The organism is Streptomyces sp. NPDC002537, from assembly GCF_053594975.1.
The window spans coordinates 18,534-36,067 of sequence record NZ_JBSFWT010000018.1 but is presented as its reverse complement, the minus strand read 5'-3'; the positions used below and the strand labels follow the sequence as shown (position 1 = coordinate 36,067).

At 69.4% G+C, this 17,534-nt stretch carries 18 protein-coding genes and 1 pseudogene; 13 read left to right on the top strand and 6 right to left on the bottom strand.

The window, feature by feature from the left end; genetic code table 11:
* Positions 1-14 precede the first annotated feature (14 nt).
* Positions 15-731, top strand: coding sequence for a hypothetical protein (locus ACWD4A_RS11225; RefSeq protein ID WP_451192276.1), 717 nt, complete (start codon positions 15-17; stop codon positions 729-731).
* 22 nt (positions 732-753) lie between these two features.
* On the opposite strand, the gene ACWD4A_RS11220 is transcribed toward ACWD4A_RS11225, so the two are convergent.
* A complete protein-coding gene (locus ACWD4A_RS11220; protein ID WP_451192274.1) occupies positions 754-1,947 on the bottom strand; it encodes a PucR family transcriptional regulator in 1,194 nt (397 codons plus the stop codon).
* Positions 1,948-2,123: 176 nt separating this feature from the next.
* Between ACWD4A_RS11220 and ACWD4A_RS11215 the strand changes: the two genes are divergently transcribed.
* Positions 2,124-3,032 (top strand): SGNH/GDSL hydrolase family protein, encoded by a 909-nt coding sequence (locus tag ACWD4A_RS11215; RefSeq protein ID WP_451192272.1) that lies wholly within the window; start codon positions 2,124-2,126, stop codon positions 3,030-3,032.
* 55 nt (positions 3,033-3,087) lie between these two features.
* Here the strand turns inward: ACWD4A_RS11215 and panD are convergent, their stop codons facing one another.
* Entirely contained in the window at positions 3,088-3,513 is a 426-nt protein-coding gene (panD, locus tag ACWD4A_RS11210; RefSeq protein WP_451192270.1) for an aspartate 1-decarboxylase, read from the bottom strand.
* A 215-nt stretch (positions 3,514-3,728) separates the two neighbouring features.
* Between panD and ACWD4A_RS11205 the strand changes: the two are divergent.
* From ACWD4A_RS11205 to ACWD4A_RS11195, 3 genes and pseudogenes are all read left to right on the top strand, one after another.
* Positions 3,729-4,067 (top strand): annotated as a pseudogene (locus ACWD4A_RS11205) (transposase); the annotation flags it as partial.
* 199 nt (positions 4,068-4,266) lie between these two features.
* On the top strand, positions 4,267-6,420 hold the full coding sequence (locus ACWD4A_RS11200) for a hypothetical protein (RefSeq protein WP_451192268.1): 2,154 nt from the start codon (positions 4,267-4,269) through the stop codon (positions 6,418-6,420).
* Positions 6,421-6,863: 443 nt separating this feature from the next.
* Positions 6,864-8,135 carry a hypothetical protein gene (locus ACWD4A_RS11195; protein ID WP_451192266.1) on the top strand — a complete coding sequence of 424 codons (1,272 nt, stop codon included), beginning with the start codon at positions 6,864-6,866 and terminating at the stop codon, positions 8,133-8,135.
* Here ACWD4A_RS11195 and ACWD4A_RS11190 read toward each other — a convergent pair.
* Positions 8,065-8,907, bottom strand: a complete 843-nt coding sequence (locus ACWD4A_RS11190) for a PE-PGRS family protein (RefSeq protein WP_451192264.1) — start codon at positions 8,905-8,907, stop codon at positions 8,065-8,067. The genes ACWD4A_RS11195 and ACWD4A_RS11190 overlap by 71 nt on opposite strands.
* 62 nt (positions 8,908-8,969) lie before the next feature.
* The gene (locus tag ACWD4A_RS11185) at positions 8,970-9,515 is read right to left on the bottom strand and encodes a restriction endonuclease (protein WP_451192262.1); all 546 of its coding nucleotides are present in this window, start codon (positions 9,513-9,515) and stop codon (positions 8,970-8,972) included.
* 392 nt (positions 9,516-9,907) lie between these two features.
* On the opposite strand from ACWD4A_RS11185, the gene ACWD4A_RS11180 reads away from it, so the two are divergent.
* Positions 9,908-10,837 carry a hypothetical protein gene (locus tag ACWD4A_RS11180; RefSeq protein WP_451192260.1) on the top strand — a complete coding sequence of 310 codons (930 nt, stop codon included), beginning with the start codon at positions 9,908-9,910 and terminating at the stop codon, positions 10,835-10,837.
* Between the two features lie 26 nt (positions 10,838-10,863).
* Here ACWD4A_RS11180 and ACWD4A_RS11175 read toward each other — a convergent pair whose 3' ends face one another.
* Positions 10,864-11,685 (bottom strand): class I SAM-dependent methyltransferase, encoded by an 822-nt coding sequence (locus ACWD4A_RS11175; protein ID WP_451192258.1) that lies wholly within the window; start codon positions 11,683-11,685, stop codon positions 10,864-10,866.
* Entirely contained in the window at positions 11,682-12,995 is a 1,314-nt protein-coding gene (locus tag ACWD4A_RS11170; protein WP_451192256.1) for a helix-turn-helix domain-containing protein, read from the bottom strand. The genes ACWD4A_RS11175 and ACWD4A_RS11170 overlap by 4 nt, the downstream gene beginning before the upstream one ends.
* A gap of 156 nt (positions 12,996-13,151) precedes the next feature.
* Here ACWD4A_RS11170 and ACWD4A_RS11165 point away from each other — a divergent pair, with 156 nt between their 5' ends.
* The 7 genes from ACWD4A_RS11165 to ACWD4A_RS11135 all read left to right on the top strand — a co-directional run bounded on the left by ACWD4A_RS11165 (position 13,152) and on the right by ACWD4A_RS11135 (position 17,529).
* Positions 13,152-13,361 carry a hypothetical protein gene (locus ACWD4A_RS11165; protein WP_352335751.1) on the top strand — a complete coding sequence of 70 codons (210 nt, stop codon included), beginning with the start codon at positions 13,152-13,154 and terminating at the stop codon, positions 13,359-13,361.
* Complete coding sequence (locus tag ACWD4A_RS11160; protein ID WP_451192254.1) at positions 13,358-13,723, top strand: DUF6415 family natural product biosynthesis protein; 366 nt, start codon at positions 13,358-13,360, stop codon at positions 13,721-13,723. The genes ACWD4A_RS11165 and ACWD4A_RS11160 overlap by 4 nt, the downstream gene beginning before the upstream one ends.
* Positions 13,724-13,879: 156 nt before the next feature.
* Entirely contained in the window at positions 13,880-14,014 is a 135-nt protein-coding gene (locus ACWD4A_RS11155; RefSeq protein ID WP_266906427.1) for a hypothetical protein, read from the top strand.
* A 95-nt stretch (positions 14,015-14,109) separates the two neighbouring features.
* Positions 14,110-15,609 carry an MBL fold metallo-hydrolase gene (locus tag ACWD4A_RS11150; RefSeq protein WP_451192251.1) on the top strand — a complete coding sequence of 500 codons (1,500 nt, stop codon included), beginning with the start codon at positions 14,110-14,112 and terminating at the stop codon, positions 15,607-15,609.
* Positions 15,606-16,475 carry a hypothetical protein gene (locus tag ACWD4A_RS11145; protein WP_451192249.1) on the top strand — a complete coding sequence of 290 codons (870 nt, stop codon included), beginning with the start codon at positions 15,606-15,608 and terminating at the stop codon, positions 16,473-16,475. Before ACWD4A_RS11150 ends, ACWD4A_RS11145 begins: the two co-directional genes overlap by 4 nt.
* A gap of 47 nt (positions 16,476-16,522) precedes the next feature.
* Entirely contained in the window at positions 16,523-16,876 is a 354-nt protein-coding gene (locus ACWD4A_RS11140) for a VOC family protein (RefSeq protein ID WP_451192247.1), read from the top strand.
* Between the two features lie 17 nt (positions 16,877-16,893).
* A complete protein-coding gene (locus tag ACWD4A_RS11135; RefSeq protein ID WP_451192245.1) occupies positions 16,894-17,529 on the top strand; it encodes a GNAT family N-acetyltransferase in 636 nt (211 codons plus the stop codon).
* The last annotated feature ends 5 nt before the right edge of the window (positions 17,530-17,534 follow it).

Genomic DNA, 17,534 nt, shown 5'->3' with positions numbered 1-17,534 from the left:
GCAGGCTGGGGATCATGACGACGCCCCCGGTCCCCGCCCCGCCGCAGCATCCGCCCACCGCCCACCACCACCCGTACGCGTCCCCGTACTCGTCCCCGTACTCGTCCCCGTACGGGTATCCCCGGCCGTATCCGCTCCCGCCCGCGCGGCCGCGGCACCGGGGTGCGGTGGTGGCCGGTGTCGTCGCGGCGCTGCTCCTCGTGCTGACCGGCGGGTCCGCCGCCGCGTGGTGGCTGCTGCGCGACACGGACGACTCCCCGCTGGCGGGACGGCCGCGCGTGACGGACGAGAAGGCCGGGATCTCGTACGCGATACCCGAAGGCTGGCGGCAGCCCGAGAGTAAGGGGCTCATCGACGCCTTCACCTCGACGATCAACAAGCCACGCGCCGGCGACGAGGGCGCCGCCGTCCTCGCGGGCCGGAGCGGGCCCGTGCCGGAGTCCGATCTGAAGCGGCAGGCGGAGCGGGCGGCCCGGTCGAACGCCGAGTTCTTCTACCCGGACGGGAGTTCGGAACTGGCGGAGTCCCGGGCGACGACGGTGAGCCACCGGCCCGCGCACACCGTGGCCCTGAGGGTGAGCGACGGCAAGGGCGGCACGGCCCACCTCCGGCTGACCCTCATCGCCGCGCGCGACAGCTCCTCGGCCTTCCTCATCGGCCTCGGGCAGCACGCCGCACCGGCCGGGGACAAGGAGGTCGACATGGTGCTGCGGAGCGCCTCCCTCACGTGACGGCCGCCAACGGCCCGGCTCCTCAGGCCCGTTCGGGAGGCAGCAGCCGCAGCGCCTGGAGCGCCACCGCCAGGTCGGCGACCGCGCGGGGGTCCCGCAGGGAACGGCCGGTCAGTTCCTCCAGTTTGCGCAGCCGGTACCGGACGGTGTTGCGGTGGCAGTACAGCAGGCCGGCCGCCACGGCCGTGGAGCCGCGCGCCGCGTACCAGCGTTCCAGGGTCCCCAGCAGCCGGTCCCGTTCGTCGGGCGGCAGTTCCAGCACCGGGCCGAGCACGGCGCGTGCGAGCCGCCCGGCCTCGTCGGGGGACGCCGCCACCAGCATCGCGAGCGGGCTCTCGGCGAACCGGGCGATCCCGGGCTCCCCGCCGCGCAGCCCTTCCAGCGCGAGGCGTGCGAGGCGCAGGGCCCTGGGGGTGTCCCGCAGCGCGCGGTAGGGCGGGCTGACGCCGGCCCTCGCCCCGGGCGACCGTCCGAGCGCGCGCAGGAGGACGTCCTCGTCACCCGCCCCACGGAGCGCGACCACACCGGCATGGAGATCGGGCAGCAGCCGCCACACCGAGCGCACCTGCTCGGCGAGCAGGCGGGGTTCGATGCCGGGCAGGGCCTCGCCCCCCGGTACGGGCACGGCGGCCGCCACCACGGCGTACGGCCCGTCGGCGGACAGCCCGAGCGCGTCGGCGGCGTCCCACAGGGTGGTGCGGTCGGTGAACACGCCCGTGAACAGGGCCTCCACCAGGGCGGAGCGCTCGTGTTCGCGGCGGCGCAGCAGTTCGGAGGCGGCCTCGCGGTAGGCGTCGCTGGCCGCCGCCGCGAGGCCCTCGTTCACCCACCACGCGGCCAGCGCCACGACCGTGTCGGCGGTGACACCGGCGGTGGTGCGGGCCTCGGCGGTCAGCTCGGACCACAGGAACCCGGAGCCGACGCGGTAGGCGTGCAGCAGCTCGCTCAACGGGGCCCCCTTCCGGGCGTGTTCGCGGCCCGTGTCATGAGCCGACGCCATGTCGTCGCGGCCACTGGCGAGTTGACTGAAGACCAGCTCGGCGTTGCGTCGGCAGGACGCGCTCAACTTGTCGAAGGGGGCCCGCGCCTCGTCGCCGTAGTAGGCCACCTCGGCACGGATACGGCGGGCCATGCGGGCCCCCAGCTCCTCCACGCGCCCCAGCAGCGCGGCCGCCACGGGCGCGATCTCGGCGGGCGGTACCGGCGTACGGATCATGACGGGCAGGTTACCGAACGCGCGGACGGGAAAGCGGAGTTGTGCGCGGGCACAACCGGGAACGGTGAGCTGCTGTGCGCCGGCACATGGCCCGGGGGACGGGTGGCCGCGACGATACCGGCAACGTTACCGGCCGGTATCGGAGCCTTTCCGTTCGCCGCTCCCCAGGAGGAACCGTGCCCAGAGCCGTATCGACACCCCCACGCCGTACGAGCGCCAAGGGCCTGCGGAAGTGGTCGTCCGCCGTGGCGGGCGGCGCGCTGCTGGCCGTGGCGCTCGGCGTCTCCCCCGCCGGTGCCACCGCCCCCGCCGGCGCCTATGTGGCGCTCGGGGACTCCTACGCCGCGGGAGCCGGGGTGCCCGCGCAGTCGGCGGGCCTCTGCATGCGCTCCGACCACAACTACGGCCATCTCGTCGCCGAGTCCCTCGCCCCGGCCTCGTACACGGACAGGACGTGCACGGGCGCGAAGGTGGGCGCGCTCACCGCCCCGCAGACGGATGCCGGGATCGTCGTCAACGGCCCGCAACTCGACGCCGTCACACCGGACGCCTCCCTGGTCACGCTCACCATCGGGGGCAACGACACCGGCACCTCGGACCTGGGGTTCGTCGACGTCGCGGCCACGTGCACGGCCCTCGCCGTGACCAACCCGCTCGGGTCCCCGTGCCGGGACCACTACAAGGACACACTCAGCAGGCGGCTGGCCGACGCCGCACCCCGGATCACGGACGCCCTCGGGCTGATCCGGGCCAAGGCGCCGCAGGCCAGGGTGCTCGTCGTGGGCTATCCGTCGCTGCTCCCCGACGACGTGCGCACGTGCGTCGGCAAGCTGCCCGTGACGGCCGGCGACCTCTCGTTCCTGCACTCCGTCGTCGACGAGCTCAACGACAAGGTCGCCCACAGCGCCCGCGCGGGCGGCGCCACGTACGTCGACACGGCCGGCCCGACCAAGGGGCACGACAGCTGCTCGGCCGCCCCGTGGATCGAGGGGCTCCTGCCGGCCTCGCCCGCGCTGCCGCTGCACCCCAACGCGACGGGTGAGCGCGCCATCGCCGGGGCCGTGCTCGAAACCCTCGGCCGCTGACCCCGCCCCCGCCCCCGCCCGGCCCGGCCTCCGCACGGGCCGGGCGGGTACGGCGCTACGGCACGAGCGGGCGTGCGTGCGGGCTGCGCTCCGTGTCCGTGCCCGGCACGGGCTCCGACGCGTCCGCGCCCAGCGCGACGATCCGGTTGTCCGCGTCGACATGCACGACCCGAGGCACCAAGGCCCGCGCCCCGGCGTCCTCGACCTGCGCGTAGCTGATGAGAATGACCAGGTCACCGGGGTGTACCAGGTGGGCCGCGGCACCGTTGATGCCGATCACGCCCGAGCCGCGCTCGCCCTCGATGACATACGTCTCCAGGCGGGCGCCGTTGTCGATGTCGACGATGTGAACCAGCTCACCGGGCAGCAGGTCGGCCGCTTCCATCAGGTCGGCGTCGACGGTCACCGACCCCACGTAGTGCAGGTCGGCCTGGGTGACCGTGGCCCGGTGGATCTTGGACTTGAACATGGTGCGCAGCAATTTGAGCTCCTAGAGGACGGCTCCCTGCCAGCTTTTTGCAGGTCAAGGGCGTTCTGCACTGTACACCGGGAGGCGTCGGGTCGGAGATCTAGAGGAAAATCCACTGCCTCGGATGAGAAGGCTTCTGGCCTGCACTGCCGTGGGCATCAGGCCGTCGTGACGCTGCCGGACCGGGCTTCGCGTCGGCCAGACTCTCCGGAACGTGGGGGACTGATGCTGACCAGACCCTCATCGAGAAGGTCGCCGCTGACCACCCCACCGTCCGCAAGACCTGGGTCGACGGCGGCTACCGCCAGCACCTCGTCGAACACGCCGCCACCCTCGGCATCGACATGCACATCGTCCGACGCGACCCCACCACCAGGGGTTTCTCAGTTCTGCCCCGACGGTGGACCGTCGAGAGAACCTTGGGCTGGCTCATGAACCACCGCCGCCTCACCCGCGACTACGAAGCCCATTCGCACCGCTCCGAAGCCATGATCCACCTCGCGATGATCAACCTCATGACCCGCAGACTCACCGCCGAATCCACCCCCAGCTGGCGCGGCGCGTGAACTAACCTCAACCGGGCAACCCGGGATGAAACAACAGGATGAAACGCCCTCTTAGCGCTTGCCGACGCCTCTCACGCCGGCTGGCTTCCGCTCAAGACCGAGCCAGCTGTCCCACATGGCGGTCGTGCTCGCCTGTCCGTCAGGGGTTCGGCCTCGCGCTCGGCCGCGGCCCTACGGGCTCAGGCATCCGCTGGCCCAAGTGCAGAAGGTGGCCGACGTACCCTCTTCCAGACGACCGGCGGATCTCTCATCCGCCAGGGGAGGGGCTTACATGGGAAACAGCGGGGGTGCTGCTACTCATTCTGGGATCGACTTCCAGCAGCGCATCGCAGCTCTCGCCATGATCCACATGCTATGCGGGATCACGGATCTAGACTTTCTGGGGTTCGGCTCCGGCATGCAGGTCGATGAGCTGCGCTTCGAGACAGAGGACCAAATCGACGATCTCGTCCTGGTCGGTCCTGGCGGACGGCACTTCGTCCAGGCCAAGAACACGATCAGCGTGTCGGGAGACCCCACCTCGGAATTCGGATCCGTCCTGGCCCAGTTTGTTGGCCAATACGTCTCCGACAACCGCCCCGGCGACGTGTACGTGCTGGCTACTTCGATTGAGGCCTCCTCGCGCGTACGGAAGGTGCTCCGGAAACTCACTGAGTCCGCTCGGCTCGATCAGTCCGACAGCAGGAGCATCCCGCTCACCGTTGAAGAGAGGGATGTCCTGGAGAAGACTGAGGGGATCATCCGCCATCACCATGAAGCCTTGGCAGGGGACGCGATCTCGCCGGAGGGGGTCCAGCGCTTCCTGGCCAGGATCCGGATCTGTTCGCTGGACATCAGGGAAGGCGGCTCCCTTGAGGCGGCTGCGCTCCTGCTGCTGAGCAGCAAGGCAACGGTTCCTCCCCGGCTGCTCTGGGGCGGTCTGGTTGCGCTGGCAGTCTCGCTTGCCCGGGATCGGCTTTCGATCAGCACCGCCGGATTGCAGGACCGTATGGGGATGTATATGAGCGAGCGTCCGGGAGACCGAGACAGCGAGGAGTCGAAACTCTTTACAGGGGATCTCCTCGCCGGACTCTCGTACGGGCGGGAGATCGTACTGGCGAGGTCGCCCTTCGAGGAGTATGACTTCGTCATCGCAGACTTCAAGCGCTTCGACGACACGGGGGCGAAGCGTCTGAACTTCGCCAACGGTTACGTAGAACTGGCACAGGGGCAGCGGTGGGAGCTCATCGGCCGCTGGGCCACCAGTGCGGGGCTCGAACGCTACATGCAGGACCGTGTCGAGGAATACGCGGACAAGCAGGTGGTGGTACTGGCCGCCAGCTTCACGGATGATCCCAGCACGGCGCCAGCGGCACTGGCCCACGGAGCCCACTGCGCCAACTTGGCCGCGCGCATCGAGAACACCTTCCTGTGCAGGCACTGCGGCGACCACATCTCCGAGGATGCGGCACCCCTGGTCGAGGTAGACGAGGAGGGCTCTCCGGCAGACATCGGTCTGGTCCACGAGGCATGCCGCACCCCCACTGACCGTGTTCTCGGCGGGATCGACGCGGCCCTGTTCCGGGAGAACCGGCGACTGCGCAACTTCGACTACAAGGGATGGATCACGGCGGTCCAGGGTGGGCAATGGCTGTTTGGTGGGCTTCTGGAGTCGTCGATGAAGCTTGCCCCCATCTCCTGGAAGTCCGAGTACGACGACTTCTCCCAGGGTGGCTGGTGCGTCAAGGCATCCCTGGAAGACGGCGGCGCGAACTATGTAACTGACCGTGGGCGCGTGAAGCGCTTCTCCGCCGACCACGCCGCCCGTGGCGCAGAAGTGATGAATGATCACATCTCTCAGGCGCGGGAGGCTGGGGATCCCTTCTGCTATTCGGCCAGTGGTTCCATGTTCGGCTCCTACTCACAGCTCCTCGGCCTGGGGCATGACCCCGTGCCCTGCACAGGAGCGGAGGCTGTGCGGTACACCCGGGCCATTGGGGACGCCTACTCTGACTGCAAGCAGTATTACGCCCCGCTCGCCTACTTTGTGGATGTGGAGACGGGCGACCCCATCGTGGTAGACGGCGTAATCTCTCTGCTCCAGAATCCGCTCGAGCTGGAGTCGTACCTCAGGAACTGGGAACGGTGCGGCATCAAACTGCCCGAGTTCACCGTGTCGGCAATTTTGACCGATGAACAGTTTGACCGCTTTGTTCGCATAGCGATGACGCGCGGCATGCGTGTGGTGATCAACCCGAAGCTGGCTCTTCACGGGGACCTGGTAAGCGGGTTCTGGGTGGAGAACTTCGAACACCTGACACGCTGCGGCCCCCATGGATCAAAAGGGGACCACGAAGACGGGGAGTCAGCCTAGCCGACCTAACGCTTCGATCCACCTACGGCTTGTACTGACCGCGCCATGGACGGTACGACGATCACATGCACCGTTGGTCGCCGCTCAACGCTCGCCAGCTCGCCCTCCTCACACGCATCGGGGAGGGCGCTGAACCCGTCACGTCTGACTCGCCGGACCTAGCCCGCACTGCACAGGTCCTGAAAGAGCGGGGCCTCATCACCATGCCGAAGGAAGGTGGGCGGTGGGAGGCGGAGATCGCCGAGGCGGGGCGGTTCTACCTCCAGCACGGTCATCACCCGGACCGGCCTGAGCCCGCGCCTCGAAGGTCGCAGACGGCTTCGCCCGCCGCCGCGGCCCAAGAGTCTCAGTATCCCGAGCCCGAGACTCCAGCCGAACCCAAACCGCGTGTGCAGCGTGCGTCCAAGGCTCCACAGTCCTCCCCAGCGGACATCGGGTCGGCCTTGATCACGGAGGTGCAGCAGGCCGGGCGCTTCCTGCGCATCCCGGATCCCGGTGAGACGGAGCGGGCCCGGTACCGGCGGGCCTTCGATGCGGCGAGGCAGTGCGCACCTGCCGGGTACCACCTGAAGTACACGGGGCGGGCCAAGGGCGATATCTGCTTCGGGCTGCTCCGGGTGAGCGGCGAGGATGACACAGAGTGGAACCGGATCAGGCTCGCGCGCAGCAGGACTCTGACCGACATCGATGACGTGATCGCCGCGGTCGAGAAGGATCACAGCGCCTTCGAGGTCTCAGAGGAGGTACTCCCCCGGGTTCTGTCTCTGACCCGGCTGTTCGCCGAGCGTGCTTTCGCCCTCCATGGCGAGATCACGGTGTCCAGGAAGCGCAAGCAGCCGCGGCCGTTGCTGACTGTCCATGGCATCACGTACGAGATCAGCTTCCGTGAGCGGCAGCGGCAGGTCCGGTACGTGCCCAAGCAGCCGGGCCGGCGCACGTACGACTGGCAGCGGGTAACGCCAGCGCACCGGTTCGAGCCGTCCGGGGAGCTCGAGTTGCGCCTCGGCATCAATACGGAGTGGGCCGACACCGAGGGGAAGCGGCTGGAAGACCAGATCGACGTGGTCTTCAAGGTGCTGAAGGCACGTGCGCAGGAGCAGGAGCGGGCCAGGCTGAAGTATGAGGCGGAGCAGCGCCGCTTGCGGGAGGAACGTGAGGCGGAGCAGCGTCGGCTGCAGGAGGAGCGGGCGCGGCAGGAAGCCGAGCGCCAACGGCTGGAGGCGGAGAAGCGGCAGCGGCGTCAGGAGGAATGGGAGGCTGCGGTTAGCGTGGCTTCGATCAAGGCGGTGGACGCGGCGCGGGCCGAGACGTTCGGGACGGCTCTGGACCAGTGGCGGGCCGCCGGTGAGATGCGGGCCTTCTGCGACGCGCTGGACGAGGCCGCTGGCCAGGCGGATGACCCCGTCGAGGCTGAGCGTCTTCGGGAGTGGTCGGCCTGGGGGCGGTCTGAGGCAGACCGGCTGGATCCTGTCCTGGGCCGCAGGGGGCTACGTGGGCGGAACTTCCACGCGGAGCCGACGGGTGACCAGCTTCGTCCGTTCCTCGACGGCTGGCATCCGCATCGTCCCGAGAAGGAGAAGCCGCCGGCGAAGCCCGCGCCGGCCCAGCCGGAGGTGCGTCCGGAGCCGGAGCGCTCGCGGGCGTTCAGCGACGAACGTCTGGACCAAGGCTGGAGATATGGACGCCCAGGTCGCGCTCAATGGTGGAGGCGATGACGCCGTGGCCCCGGTCGCGGAGCGCCTTCACTGCGCGCTCGACCAGTTCGCCGAGTCGTAGCACTTCCTCCCTCAGGGCCACCAGTTCGTCGTGGCGCTCTGCCTTCTCCTGTCCGCACCATTCCCGCACGGTACGCAGGGCTTCCTTCTCAGCCTCCAGCCTTCGGTCGTCCCGTCGCTGGTAGCCGTACCAGGAAGATCGGTCACGTTCCTCGTCCATGGCTTGTTGGCGCTGGTCGACCTCCGGGAGGATCTCGTCGGCCAGCCGCAGGGCGGCCTGGCGTGCGATCCGTTCGGTGATCGGCCAGCCCGCCAGGGAGCAGCCGTTGCGGTCCTCGTGGAGCATGGGGTCGTCCCGCAGTTGGGCAGCGTCCATGCCGACGAGTGGCGCGGTCTCATCGAGGTGCCCAAGCTCCAGGACGCCTGCGTCGGCCACCGCCTTACGCAGGCGTAGCCGGCCCTTGGGCCGGACGAAGCCGAGGATCATCCGGGCCGCCTCGAATTCGGTGCTCCCCCGCACTGCCCTCGATGCCTCGGCCAGAGCCAGCTCCGCCGCGTCATCCGCCCGGAAGGCGTCGACGTCAGCCCAGAGGACGAGCAGAGAGCCGGGGCTCACCCATTCCTGGAGGCCGGCCGCGTCACCATCCAAGAAGCGCACGTGAACGCTCCCGGATCTGCCGGCGCCGCCTACTCGGACCATTTCCACTCGGCGCAGTGCACCACCCAGTTCCTTCGGCCTTGCTCGATAGGCCCAGTGCTCCCCGATCTCCATGGGTCCATTGAGCCAGGCCGACGACGTCTGGAGGCCGTCAACGGCAGAAACCGCAGCGCCGGCTATCCGTACGTTTTCTTCCGGCGGGCGCGGTGTTGGCGGTCTCCCTGGCCGGAGCCGTTGACAGAGGCGAGGGCGGACAGTGCGGCGCCGTTGTTCCACAGGCCGAGGTGGTCGCGGTGGACGGCCATGACGCCGTTCTGCACGGCGCAGCGCTCGGCAGGGCCGCTGAAGTAGGTGGTGGTCACGAAGATCGCGACGTCGGCGCCGAAGTGCACTTGAGAGCCGAGGAGGTTGCGGACCTCGCTATTGGAGATCTTCCGCTTCGGGTTGTAGCGCTTGCACTGGATCACCATGGTCCGGCCGTCGGGAAGTCGTCCCCGGACGTCCGCGCCGTCGTCGTGCGAGCGACCGACCCTGCGCACGTCGGTGCATCCGTCCCGTCGACACAGGCCGGCCACGAACTCCTCGAAGTCCGGTCCGTCCATCGCGTCGACTTCGGTGAGCGTCCGGTGGCCAGTGTTGACCGCGTCCTCATGGCGCCACGTCCGGTCACGGGTGCGGAGGAGCCGGTCGGTCTTCCACAGCCACCAGCCTCCCGCGGTCACCGCCCCGATTGCCAGAGTCCCGACGAGGTAGGGCCAGATCACGGCCCATGACGACGTGAGCACGCCGAGGACAGCGATACCTCCGACGGCTCCCGCAGCGAGCCGGTCGTCCCTGCGCTTACGCCGGGACGACCGACGCTTCGGCTTACGAGCTGCCACCCGTTTCCTCCCCCCTGGTGTCGGCCGCCAGTGTGGGTGAGGAACTCCGTAGGCGTAAGAGCGCCTGTTGGCCATGGCTCATCTCCCGGCAGCAGGGCCCCGATACTGGCCGTTTCAGAATGAGGTTCGCCCTCGTGCGAGGTCAGCAGAGAGGGCTGTCGACCGTGCTGTTGATGGAACCGGCATCAGTCGCGAGGCAACCACTGTCGGTGATGGGTGGCATGCTCGCAGCTATGAGTCTGAACATCTCGTTACGGGCGCGGTGGGGCCGGCGCGCACGGCGCTGGGGCGACGAGGCGATAGCGGAACTCCGCGCCGACCTTGATCGGCTGGGATACGGATGGTGGCCCATTCCACCGCGACCGAAGGTAGCTCTACGGCACACGTACGCAGCGGAAGTCCCGTGGTTCGTCTTCATGCTCGCTGCGACCATGCTTGCCTATCTCGCGGTCGCGTACTTCGTCATCGTGCTGTGCCTCTACCGCGAGCACGACCCGCCTTGGCGCTGGGCCGCGGCGTGGGCAATTACGGTCACGTTGCTCATGAAGCTGTGCGTGAAGACGAGAGGGGCCGGTCTGCCGTTCGTCCGCAACCTGCTCACCTTGGAGTGCAAGGCAACGATCAGAGCCTGCTCCGAGGCGTATGGCGCCAGCCATGCTCAGCGGGCGGAGAAGTTGTCCGCGGTTGGGACGGCGTTGCGCCGCCTTGAGGGGGACGTGATGCGGGCGCATCGCCGTTCCGGGACCGTTGCCTTCCTGTCCCCCCGGCGCCGAGAGCTGAAGGTCCACGCCGGTCAGGTGGTCGCCAAGCTACGCGAAGCAGAGGCCACCTTGGGACACGGTGATCACGCGGCGGTGCTCAGCGAGATCGCCGGTCTGGCCGCGACGATCGCTGAGCAACATGTGGCCGGCCACATCGGATCTCTCCTCCCCAAGCCTGCGCTGGAGGGCAAGCAGCCGGTCCGCGACCGAGAGGTACTCCGTGTAGCTGCGGCTGTCGTGCTGATCGCCGGGGGCGTCGTCGGGCTGGCCTTCCTCGGCCTTCCCGACATGGCAACGGTTGCCGCAGGAACCGCTTGGGCAGTGCTGATCATGATGGCGCTGTTCGGCAGCAACTGGGCTCGCTACCTCCCCATCCTCGACCTCTTCAAGCCGGGCCCCTGAGCGCTCCTTGGGCGGAAGGCCGCGGCCTACCCGCTCGCCGCGCGACAGACCAGGATTCCGCCGAGGCAGGTGATTCGGAATGCGCCCTCTGTCCGGATGGTCTCACCCACCCTTTCGCGGGCCCGTTCGATCGTTTCCTTGAACGGCACGCCCATTTGGTCGGCCCATGCCTCGTACGAGGCCAGGTGGGCGACCACGGGCGCGGCGTCGGTCACCTCGATCACGCCTGGGAGAGGGATGGTGCGGACATCATCGAAGACGGCGCCCAGGATGACCGGGGCGTCTTCCAGAGTGAAGCGGGCAGAGAGCTGGACGCGTGCCGGTCCCTCAGCGACGCCGAGGACGTCGCCGGCGGCTCGTCGCCAGAGGTCCTCCAGTTCCTGCTTGTCCGTCCGGCTGTTCGTGGACGCGATGGCAATGCCTCCCTGGGCCAGGACACGACCCAGCTCTTGGGCGGCTCGGGCCTGGTCCTCGACGTGGTAGAGCATGTGCATGGCCAGTACTGCGCCCAGGGCCCCGTCCGCGATCGGGAGTCTCTGGGCGTCGCCGGCCACGGCCCCGGCGACGCCTGCCACGATGCCGGGAGAGATGTCCATGGGGAGAACGGTCACGTCCGGCCGGTCGGCGCGGACCCGCTGTACGAACTTGCCGTTGCCGCAGCCCACGTCCGCAACTGCCCCGCGGACGCCGGCCAGCTCGTCGACGACGATGCCGGGGAGGTCGTGTCGCGGGGTCTGCCACTGGTAGAGGGACTGGCGGGCGGCAAGGTGCTGGCCGGTGCCGTACGCCTGGGTGGAGAGCAGGTGCCGGTCGGTCACGGAAGGGTCGTTCGTGGGCTGGGTGGTCATCGCGGCTCCGTGGGTGTGCTGACGAGAGCGGGCCGGTCGGTTACCTCGCGGATGTGCTCCCGAAGATCGATCACCGGCCGTGAGTCACGGTACGGCCCGCTGCCGATGAGCGTGCCCAGTTTGCGAAGCCTGATGGTGATGCTCGCGGTGTACTGATCCGCGCCGAGGACCGCGGCGAGTTCCGTACCGGCTCCTTCCACTTCGCCGCTCGCCAGGTATGCGGTCGCCAGGTCCAGATGCGCGGCGTGCAGGTCTCCGGAGGACCGGTCGCCTTCAGCCCCGGCCTGGTACAGCTCCACGGCGCGGTTGGACGCCGCTATAGCCCGCTGGACTTGTTCGTCGCCGTCGATGGCAAGCAGCGTGGTGCCCGTGTAGGCCCACTGCTTGGCCTCGGGGAAGGCGAAGACGCCTGGCAGTTCGTCTCGTTCCGCGCTGCTGCGGGCGTCATGGGCCAGTGCGAGGGAGCGCAACGCGCTGCGGCCGTCTCCGTGGGCTGCGAGGGCACGGGCCTCCAGGCTTAGCAGTCGTGCGGTGAGCGTTCCTGAGCCCGGCCCTCGCCCGTCCTCGCGTCCGGCCCGTGCCAGATCTGCGGCTCGCCTGTAGTCGCCCGTCCAGTAGGCGGCCAGCGACTGGAACGAGCGTGCCCAGGCTCGCAGTCTCGGGTGTTCCGCGATTTCCGCGCACTGCACCACCGTCCGCGCATGGGTGGAGGCGGAGGGCTGGTGGCCGAGGTCGAGGGACACGTGCGCCGCGAGGCCGGACAACCAGCCTGCGAGCACGTACAGGTGTCGCGTCTGACCAGGATGCTGGCGTCCCTCGAGTAATCGGAACACGTCCGTGCGCAGGGAGCGGATCTCCGGGACCAGCAGGGGCAGGGGCCGGCTGACGAAGTCTCTGGCGAGACGCTCCAGGTCGGCGTCGAACTGCTCCAGCACCAATTCGTTGACGTTGGTAGCTGCCGCATGTCGGGCGAGCCGTGCTGACAGCTCCGTGTCGGCCTGGAGGCTGCTCGCCTCATTGCCGAGCGCCGAAGAGGCCTCATACACGGAAGCTCTGCCGGTCGGCTCTCCCTTCGGGTGCAAGCCCAACTCTGCCTCGCTTGAGACACCGAACACCGCGCACAGCGCCGCCCTGTAGTCGCCCGAGGGCCAGGTGATCGCTCCGCGTTCCAGCCGGGAGATCCAATTCGCATCGAGTTCGGGGTAACGGCCTGTGGCCGCTTGGACCTGTGTGCACACCCGTTGGGCGGCCTGGGCCTGTGTCCATCGCTGCTCGCGCCTCAGTCGGCGCAGGATCTCGTTCGCCATCATCCCGCCGTCCGCTGGTCGAGTTGGGCGCCCGGAAGCCTAGCGGGATTCTGCCTAGCTCGTGCCTACAACGTGCCTAGTGGAATGCCCTGTTCGGGGATCCGGCGCCGGAGTTGACTGAACTCCATCCCCCGCTCAGACAGCCCCGGGAGAGCCCTCGTGATCACCCACGCAACTGCGGTCCGGCGCGACATCACGGACAACCACGGCGAGCAGCAGGCCACTCTGCCGATCGCGTCGCTGCACCGGCTCGACGGCACCACGGAGATCACGACCCTGGTCCTCGACCCTGCCCAGCTGGAGGTCCTGTACGCGCAGATGGACTGGGCGCTTGGGATGCGGGAGGCGGCTGCGGGGCACCCGGCATGACGACGAGGGCTACGACTCAGGCGTCAGTACCCGCGGACACCATGCGCGCCCTGTGCGCCCGCGTCCTCACGCCCAACGCCTACCGCATACAGGGCGGTGACGTACGGGAGGCCACGGCCCTTCCCCACGGCTACGTCCAGCTCCTGCTCTGCGAGCGGGACGGTGGCAGCCAAGCCTGTACGGATGCCGAACTTCTCCTGTCGCACGGGCCCGGCGAGGGGCGGCTCGGGGCCTGGATTCACATGCGGGCCCTCGCCCGCGTCTGTCGTGTCCTGCTGATCGAGCGCCAGGTGCGGCAGCGGCGCAACAGAGCAGCCGTCGACCAGGTGCCTAAGGACCTGGACTTGGTGGTGACGCAGTGAGGCAGCGGATCGCCGTAATCGTTTACGTGATCCTCTGCAGTGCCGTCGTCGGCAGTCTCCTGTCCGCCGCCGAACACTGACCACCCGCCGCTTGCAGCGGCGGGGCACGGCGGCTGCATCCGCACCGTCGAGAAACCGAAGTGATGGAGGCACGTCATGAACCGACCCAAGCCCCAGACGAAGCCGAGTGCGCCCGTGACCGCGGAGGCGGTCCGCCGGCTCCAGCAGCGCGTGACGGCGTTCGCCGCCACCGGCACGACCCACAACTCCCCGACCACCTACCACCGGTAGGTCCTGCTGGTCCGCAGACAGGTGCGGAGGGGGACGTCCGCTGTCCCCCTCCGCGCCACCCCCGCACCCTTCCTGACCGCGCAAAGGAGTTCGTCATGGCAGCAGCCCCCGTCGGCCTGGAACTGACTTTCCTCGGCCACCAGACCTGGCACATCACCGACGGCCTCTCCTCCGTCCTCCTCGACCCGATCCTCGCGCCCGCGTTCGGAGCCGGGAGCCTGGAGTTCGAGATCTGGCCGCCCCGCACCGTGGACACCCAGGGCATGCCCGGCCCGAACGCGGTGATCCTCAGCCACGAGCACCTGGACCACTTCCACCTCCCCTCGCTCGACCTCCTCGCCCGCACGGTGCCCGTCTACACCGGCACCACCACCCCGGCCGCCGTCACCGACGCCATCGAAGCCCTGGGCTTCACCGTGCACCGCGTGGACCACACCCAGCCGCTAAACGTCGGCGACATCGAGATCACCCTCTACCCCGCGGGCGCCCGCACCCTCTTCTGGGAGAAGCGCGTCTCCCAGCCCCTGGTCCGCCTGTCCGGCACCACAGGCAACGACGTCTTCATCGGCGTCGACGCCGACGTCTCCGACCTCTACATCGAGCAGCTGGCCCAGGGCACCCTCGCCCCGCCCCGGCTCGCCGTGGTCTCCAACAACGCCCAGACCGTCCCGTACGGAGCGCTCGGAGCGGACAACAACCTGCTGCCCGGCATGGACGGCCCCCGCAACCGCACCACCGGCCTCCAGATCCTCAACGGCCTGCTCATCGACTACCTCAAGCCCCTGGACGGCGTACGGGACGTCGCCCTGTGCGGCAACGGCTTCACCGCACCCCGCAGCCCCCACGGCCCGTTCCTCTATGCCGACCACAAGGCCCTGGCCGCGACCGCGAACGAGCTCCAGCACCTCTTCCGCGTCCACGGCCCCCGCCCCGGCGACCGCCTCACCATCCGGGCGGGCGACGGTCCTGTCACCACCTCCCGCGTCCCCTGGGTCACCCCCGACCCCGTGGCGGAGAAGTCCGCGCTCGCCGCACTCGCCAACTTCCTCGACTCCCCTCAGCGCGTCGAGCCGACCCCCATCACCCCGGCCCTGGCCAAGGAGGAGTGGGAGAAGGCCGACGCCCTAGTGGCCGAGGAGCTTCCCCGGCTCGCCTGCGAGCTGATCGCCACCCGTACCGGCGCCCTGGCCACCAGCATCCACGACTACCTCGCCGGCCCCCTCGGAGCGCACCGCGCCGTCCTGCGCCTCCTCGACCCGCCCGGCCGCCCCGGTGAGATCGACTCGTACGCCTGGAACATCACCGGCCCCACCTGGGACAAGGTCACCACGACCAGCCGGGAAGAGGCCATGGCCGCCCACCCCTTCGGCATCGAGATCTACTTCCAGGACTTCGCCGCCGTCTTCCTCGGCCGCGCCCAGATCTGGGACGTCGTCGGCGGCTCGTACCAGGGCTGGCACATCGGCGAGAACCTCGACTCCCCGGTCTATGCCCTCTTCGCGATCTACGGCGAGCACCAGCGGCCCGACCTCGCCGCCCGCTGCTACGCCCACAGCCTGGCCACCCTGGGCATCCCCCAGGAGACCGCGGCATGAGCACCGCTCCCGCCGGGCCGCTGGACGGCGCCGCCCGCACGCGGCCCGACGGGTGGCTGGCCAACCCGTTCACCACCAACCACGCCACAGCCGAGCGCCAGGCGTACGTGATCCTCGCGCGCCACCACGCGGGCGAGCCGGGACCGGTGCGCTGCCTGACCGCCCGCTACCGCACAGCCGTCTTCGCCCTCGGCGCCCCTCCCCGCCGGGTCCTGAAGCGGCACGCGGACGAGGCTGGCTACCTCGGCGAAGTCCTCGCCTACGAACTCCTGGCCGACGAGAACGTCCTGCCGGACCTCCACCGTGCCTGCGATACGTCGCGCACGCTGCTGGTCGACCACCTCGGCGAGGAGGTCACCCTCTCGGGCGCCGACGCCTTCGACGAGCTGGTCCGGTCGGTCGCCCGCATCCACACCGCCTCCTCCCGCTGGCAGCCCGAAGTCGCCGAAACCATGGCCCTCTGGCACGCAACGGCTGCCCTGGAGGCCCCGTCCCCGGACTGGATCACCCGCCCCGACGACTGGCGCCAGCTCCTTCAGCTCGTCACCGATGCCCACGGACCCGGCCACGTACCGCTCGGCCACCTGGACCTCAAGCCGGAACACGTCCGCCGCCGCGCCGACGGGCACCTCGCCCTCATCGACGCAGAAACCCTCCGCCCGGACATCACCGGCCTGCCCGACCTGATCACCCTCGCCCACATGGCTGACCAGCAAGGGCACACGTCCCCCCGCTGGGTACGCCACGCCTACCTGCACCACGCACGAGAACTCGGCTCCCACTGGAACGATCACGACCTCATACGCGCCCTGGCAGCGTTCGCCGCAGCCACCGGCCTCCGTTCCCTGCATGGCGCCCACGAGTGACCACCCCAGCGGTACCGTGCCACTCCCCGACACAAGGAGAAACCCAAGTGCGCGGTATCCGCACCGTCATGGTCTTCGTCGACGACCCCGAAGCCACCGCCCGCTGGTGGGGCAACATCTTCGAAGCCGAGGTCAAGCTCGACATCAACGGCACCGCCGTCTACGCCTGGCTCGACCTCGACGGACTCGAGTTCGGCTTCCACCAGGCGTCCCCCAAAGCCAACGCCCACGGGCGAAGCACCGTCCCTTACTGGTCCGTCGAGGACCTCGACACCGAACGCAAGCGCCTCCTGGAAGCGGGCTGCACCCACCACCGCGGCCCCCTCGACGTGGAGCCCGGCCGGCGCATCTGCCAGCTCATCGACCCGTTCGGCACCGTCTTCGGACTCGACGGGCCCTGAACCCTCGGAGCCCACGTATGCGCCACTGGCCCCTCACCGCCCTACAGCTCACCACTGCCGACCTCGTCCTGCGACTCCCTTCGGACGACGATCTCGACGCGCTCGCCCAGGTGGCCGCCGACGGGGTCGTCCCCGACGGCGCTGTGTATTTCCCGCAGCCCTGGGCCTCCGCCCCGCCAGCCGAGCGGGCCAAGAACGTCGTACAGAACCACTGGTGGGCGCGAGGCGACTGGACCCGCGAGAACTGGCGTCTGCTCCTGGCCGTCTTCCACGACGGCCAGGTCATCGGCCAGCAGAACCTCTCCGCACGCGACTTCGCCATCACCGGCGAGGCCCGGACCGGCTTCTGGCTCGGCCGCCGCTTCCAGGGCCACGGCTACGGCACCCAGATGCGCGCCGCAGCCCTGGCCCTCGCCTTCGACGGCCTCGGCGCCGCCCGCGTCACCTCCACCGCCTTCGCCGACAACGCCGCCTCCCGGGCGGTCTCCCGAAAGTTCGGCTACCACCCAAACGGCGTCCACCGGATCTCCGTGGACGGCCACCGCTACGACGCCCACGAGGAGGTCATAGAGGCGGCCGACTGGCAGGGTTGCGCGAGCGTGGTGCCTGTCGGAATAGCGGGGCTGCCTGACTGCATCCCGCTCTTCCGCTGACTGGC

Bases quoted from the DNA above. Each gene is read 5' to 3' on its own strand.
- ACWD4A_RS11225 (WP_451192276.1), top strand. From the start codon at position 15: ATGACGACGCCCCCGGTCCCCGCCCCGCCGCAGCATCCGCCCACCGCC.
- ACWD4A_RS11220 (WP_451192274.1), bottom strand. From the start codon at position 1,947: ATGATCCGTACGCCGGTACCGCCCGCCGAGATCGCGCCCGTGGCGGCC.
- ACWD4A_RS11190 (WP_451192264.1), bottom strand. From the start codon at position 8,907: ATGGAGATCGGGGAGCACTGGGCCTATCGAGCAAGGCCGAAGGAACTG.
- ACWD4A_RS11180 (WP_451192260.1), top strand. From the start codon at position 9,908: ATGAGTCTGAACATCTCGTTACGGGCGCGGTGGGGCCGGCGCGCACGG.
- ACWD4A_RS11175 (WP_451192258.1), bottom strand. From the start codon at position 11,685: ATGACCACCCAGCCCACGAACGACCCTTCCGTGACCGACCGGCACCTG.
- ACWD4A_RS11170 (WP_451192256.1), bottom strand. From the start codon at position 12,995: ATGATGGCGAACGAGATCCTGCGCCGACTGAGGCGCGAGCAGCGATGG.
- ACWD4A_RS11160 (WP_451192254.1), top strand. From the start codon at position 13,358: ATGACGACGAGGGCTACGACTCAGGCGTCAGTACCCGCGGACACCATG.
- ACWD4A_RS11155 (WP_266906427.1), top strand. From the start codon at position 13,880: ATGAACCGACCCAAGCCCCAGACGAAGCCGAGTGCGCCCGTGACCGCG.
- ACWD4A_RS11150 (WP_451192251.1), top strand. From the start codon at position 14,110: ATGGCAGCAGCCCCCGTCGGCCTGGAACTGACTTTCCTCGGCCACCAG.
- ACWD4A_RS11145 (WP_451192249.1), top strand. From the start codon at position 15,606: ATGAGCACCGCTCCCGCCGGGCCGCTGGACGGCGCCGCCCGCACGCGG.
- ACWD4A_RS11135 (WP_451192245.1), top strand. From the start codon at position 16,894: ATGCGCCACTGGCCCCTCACCGCCCTACAGCTCACCACTGCCGACCTC.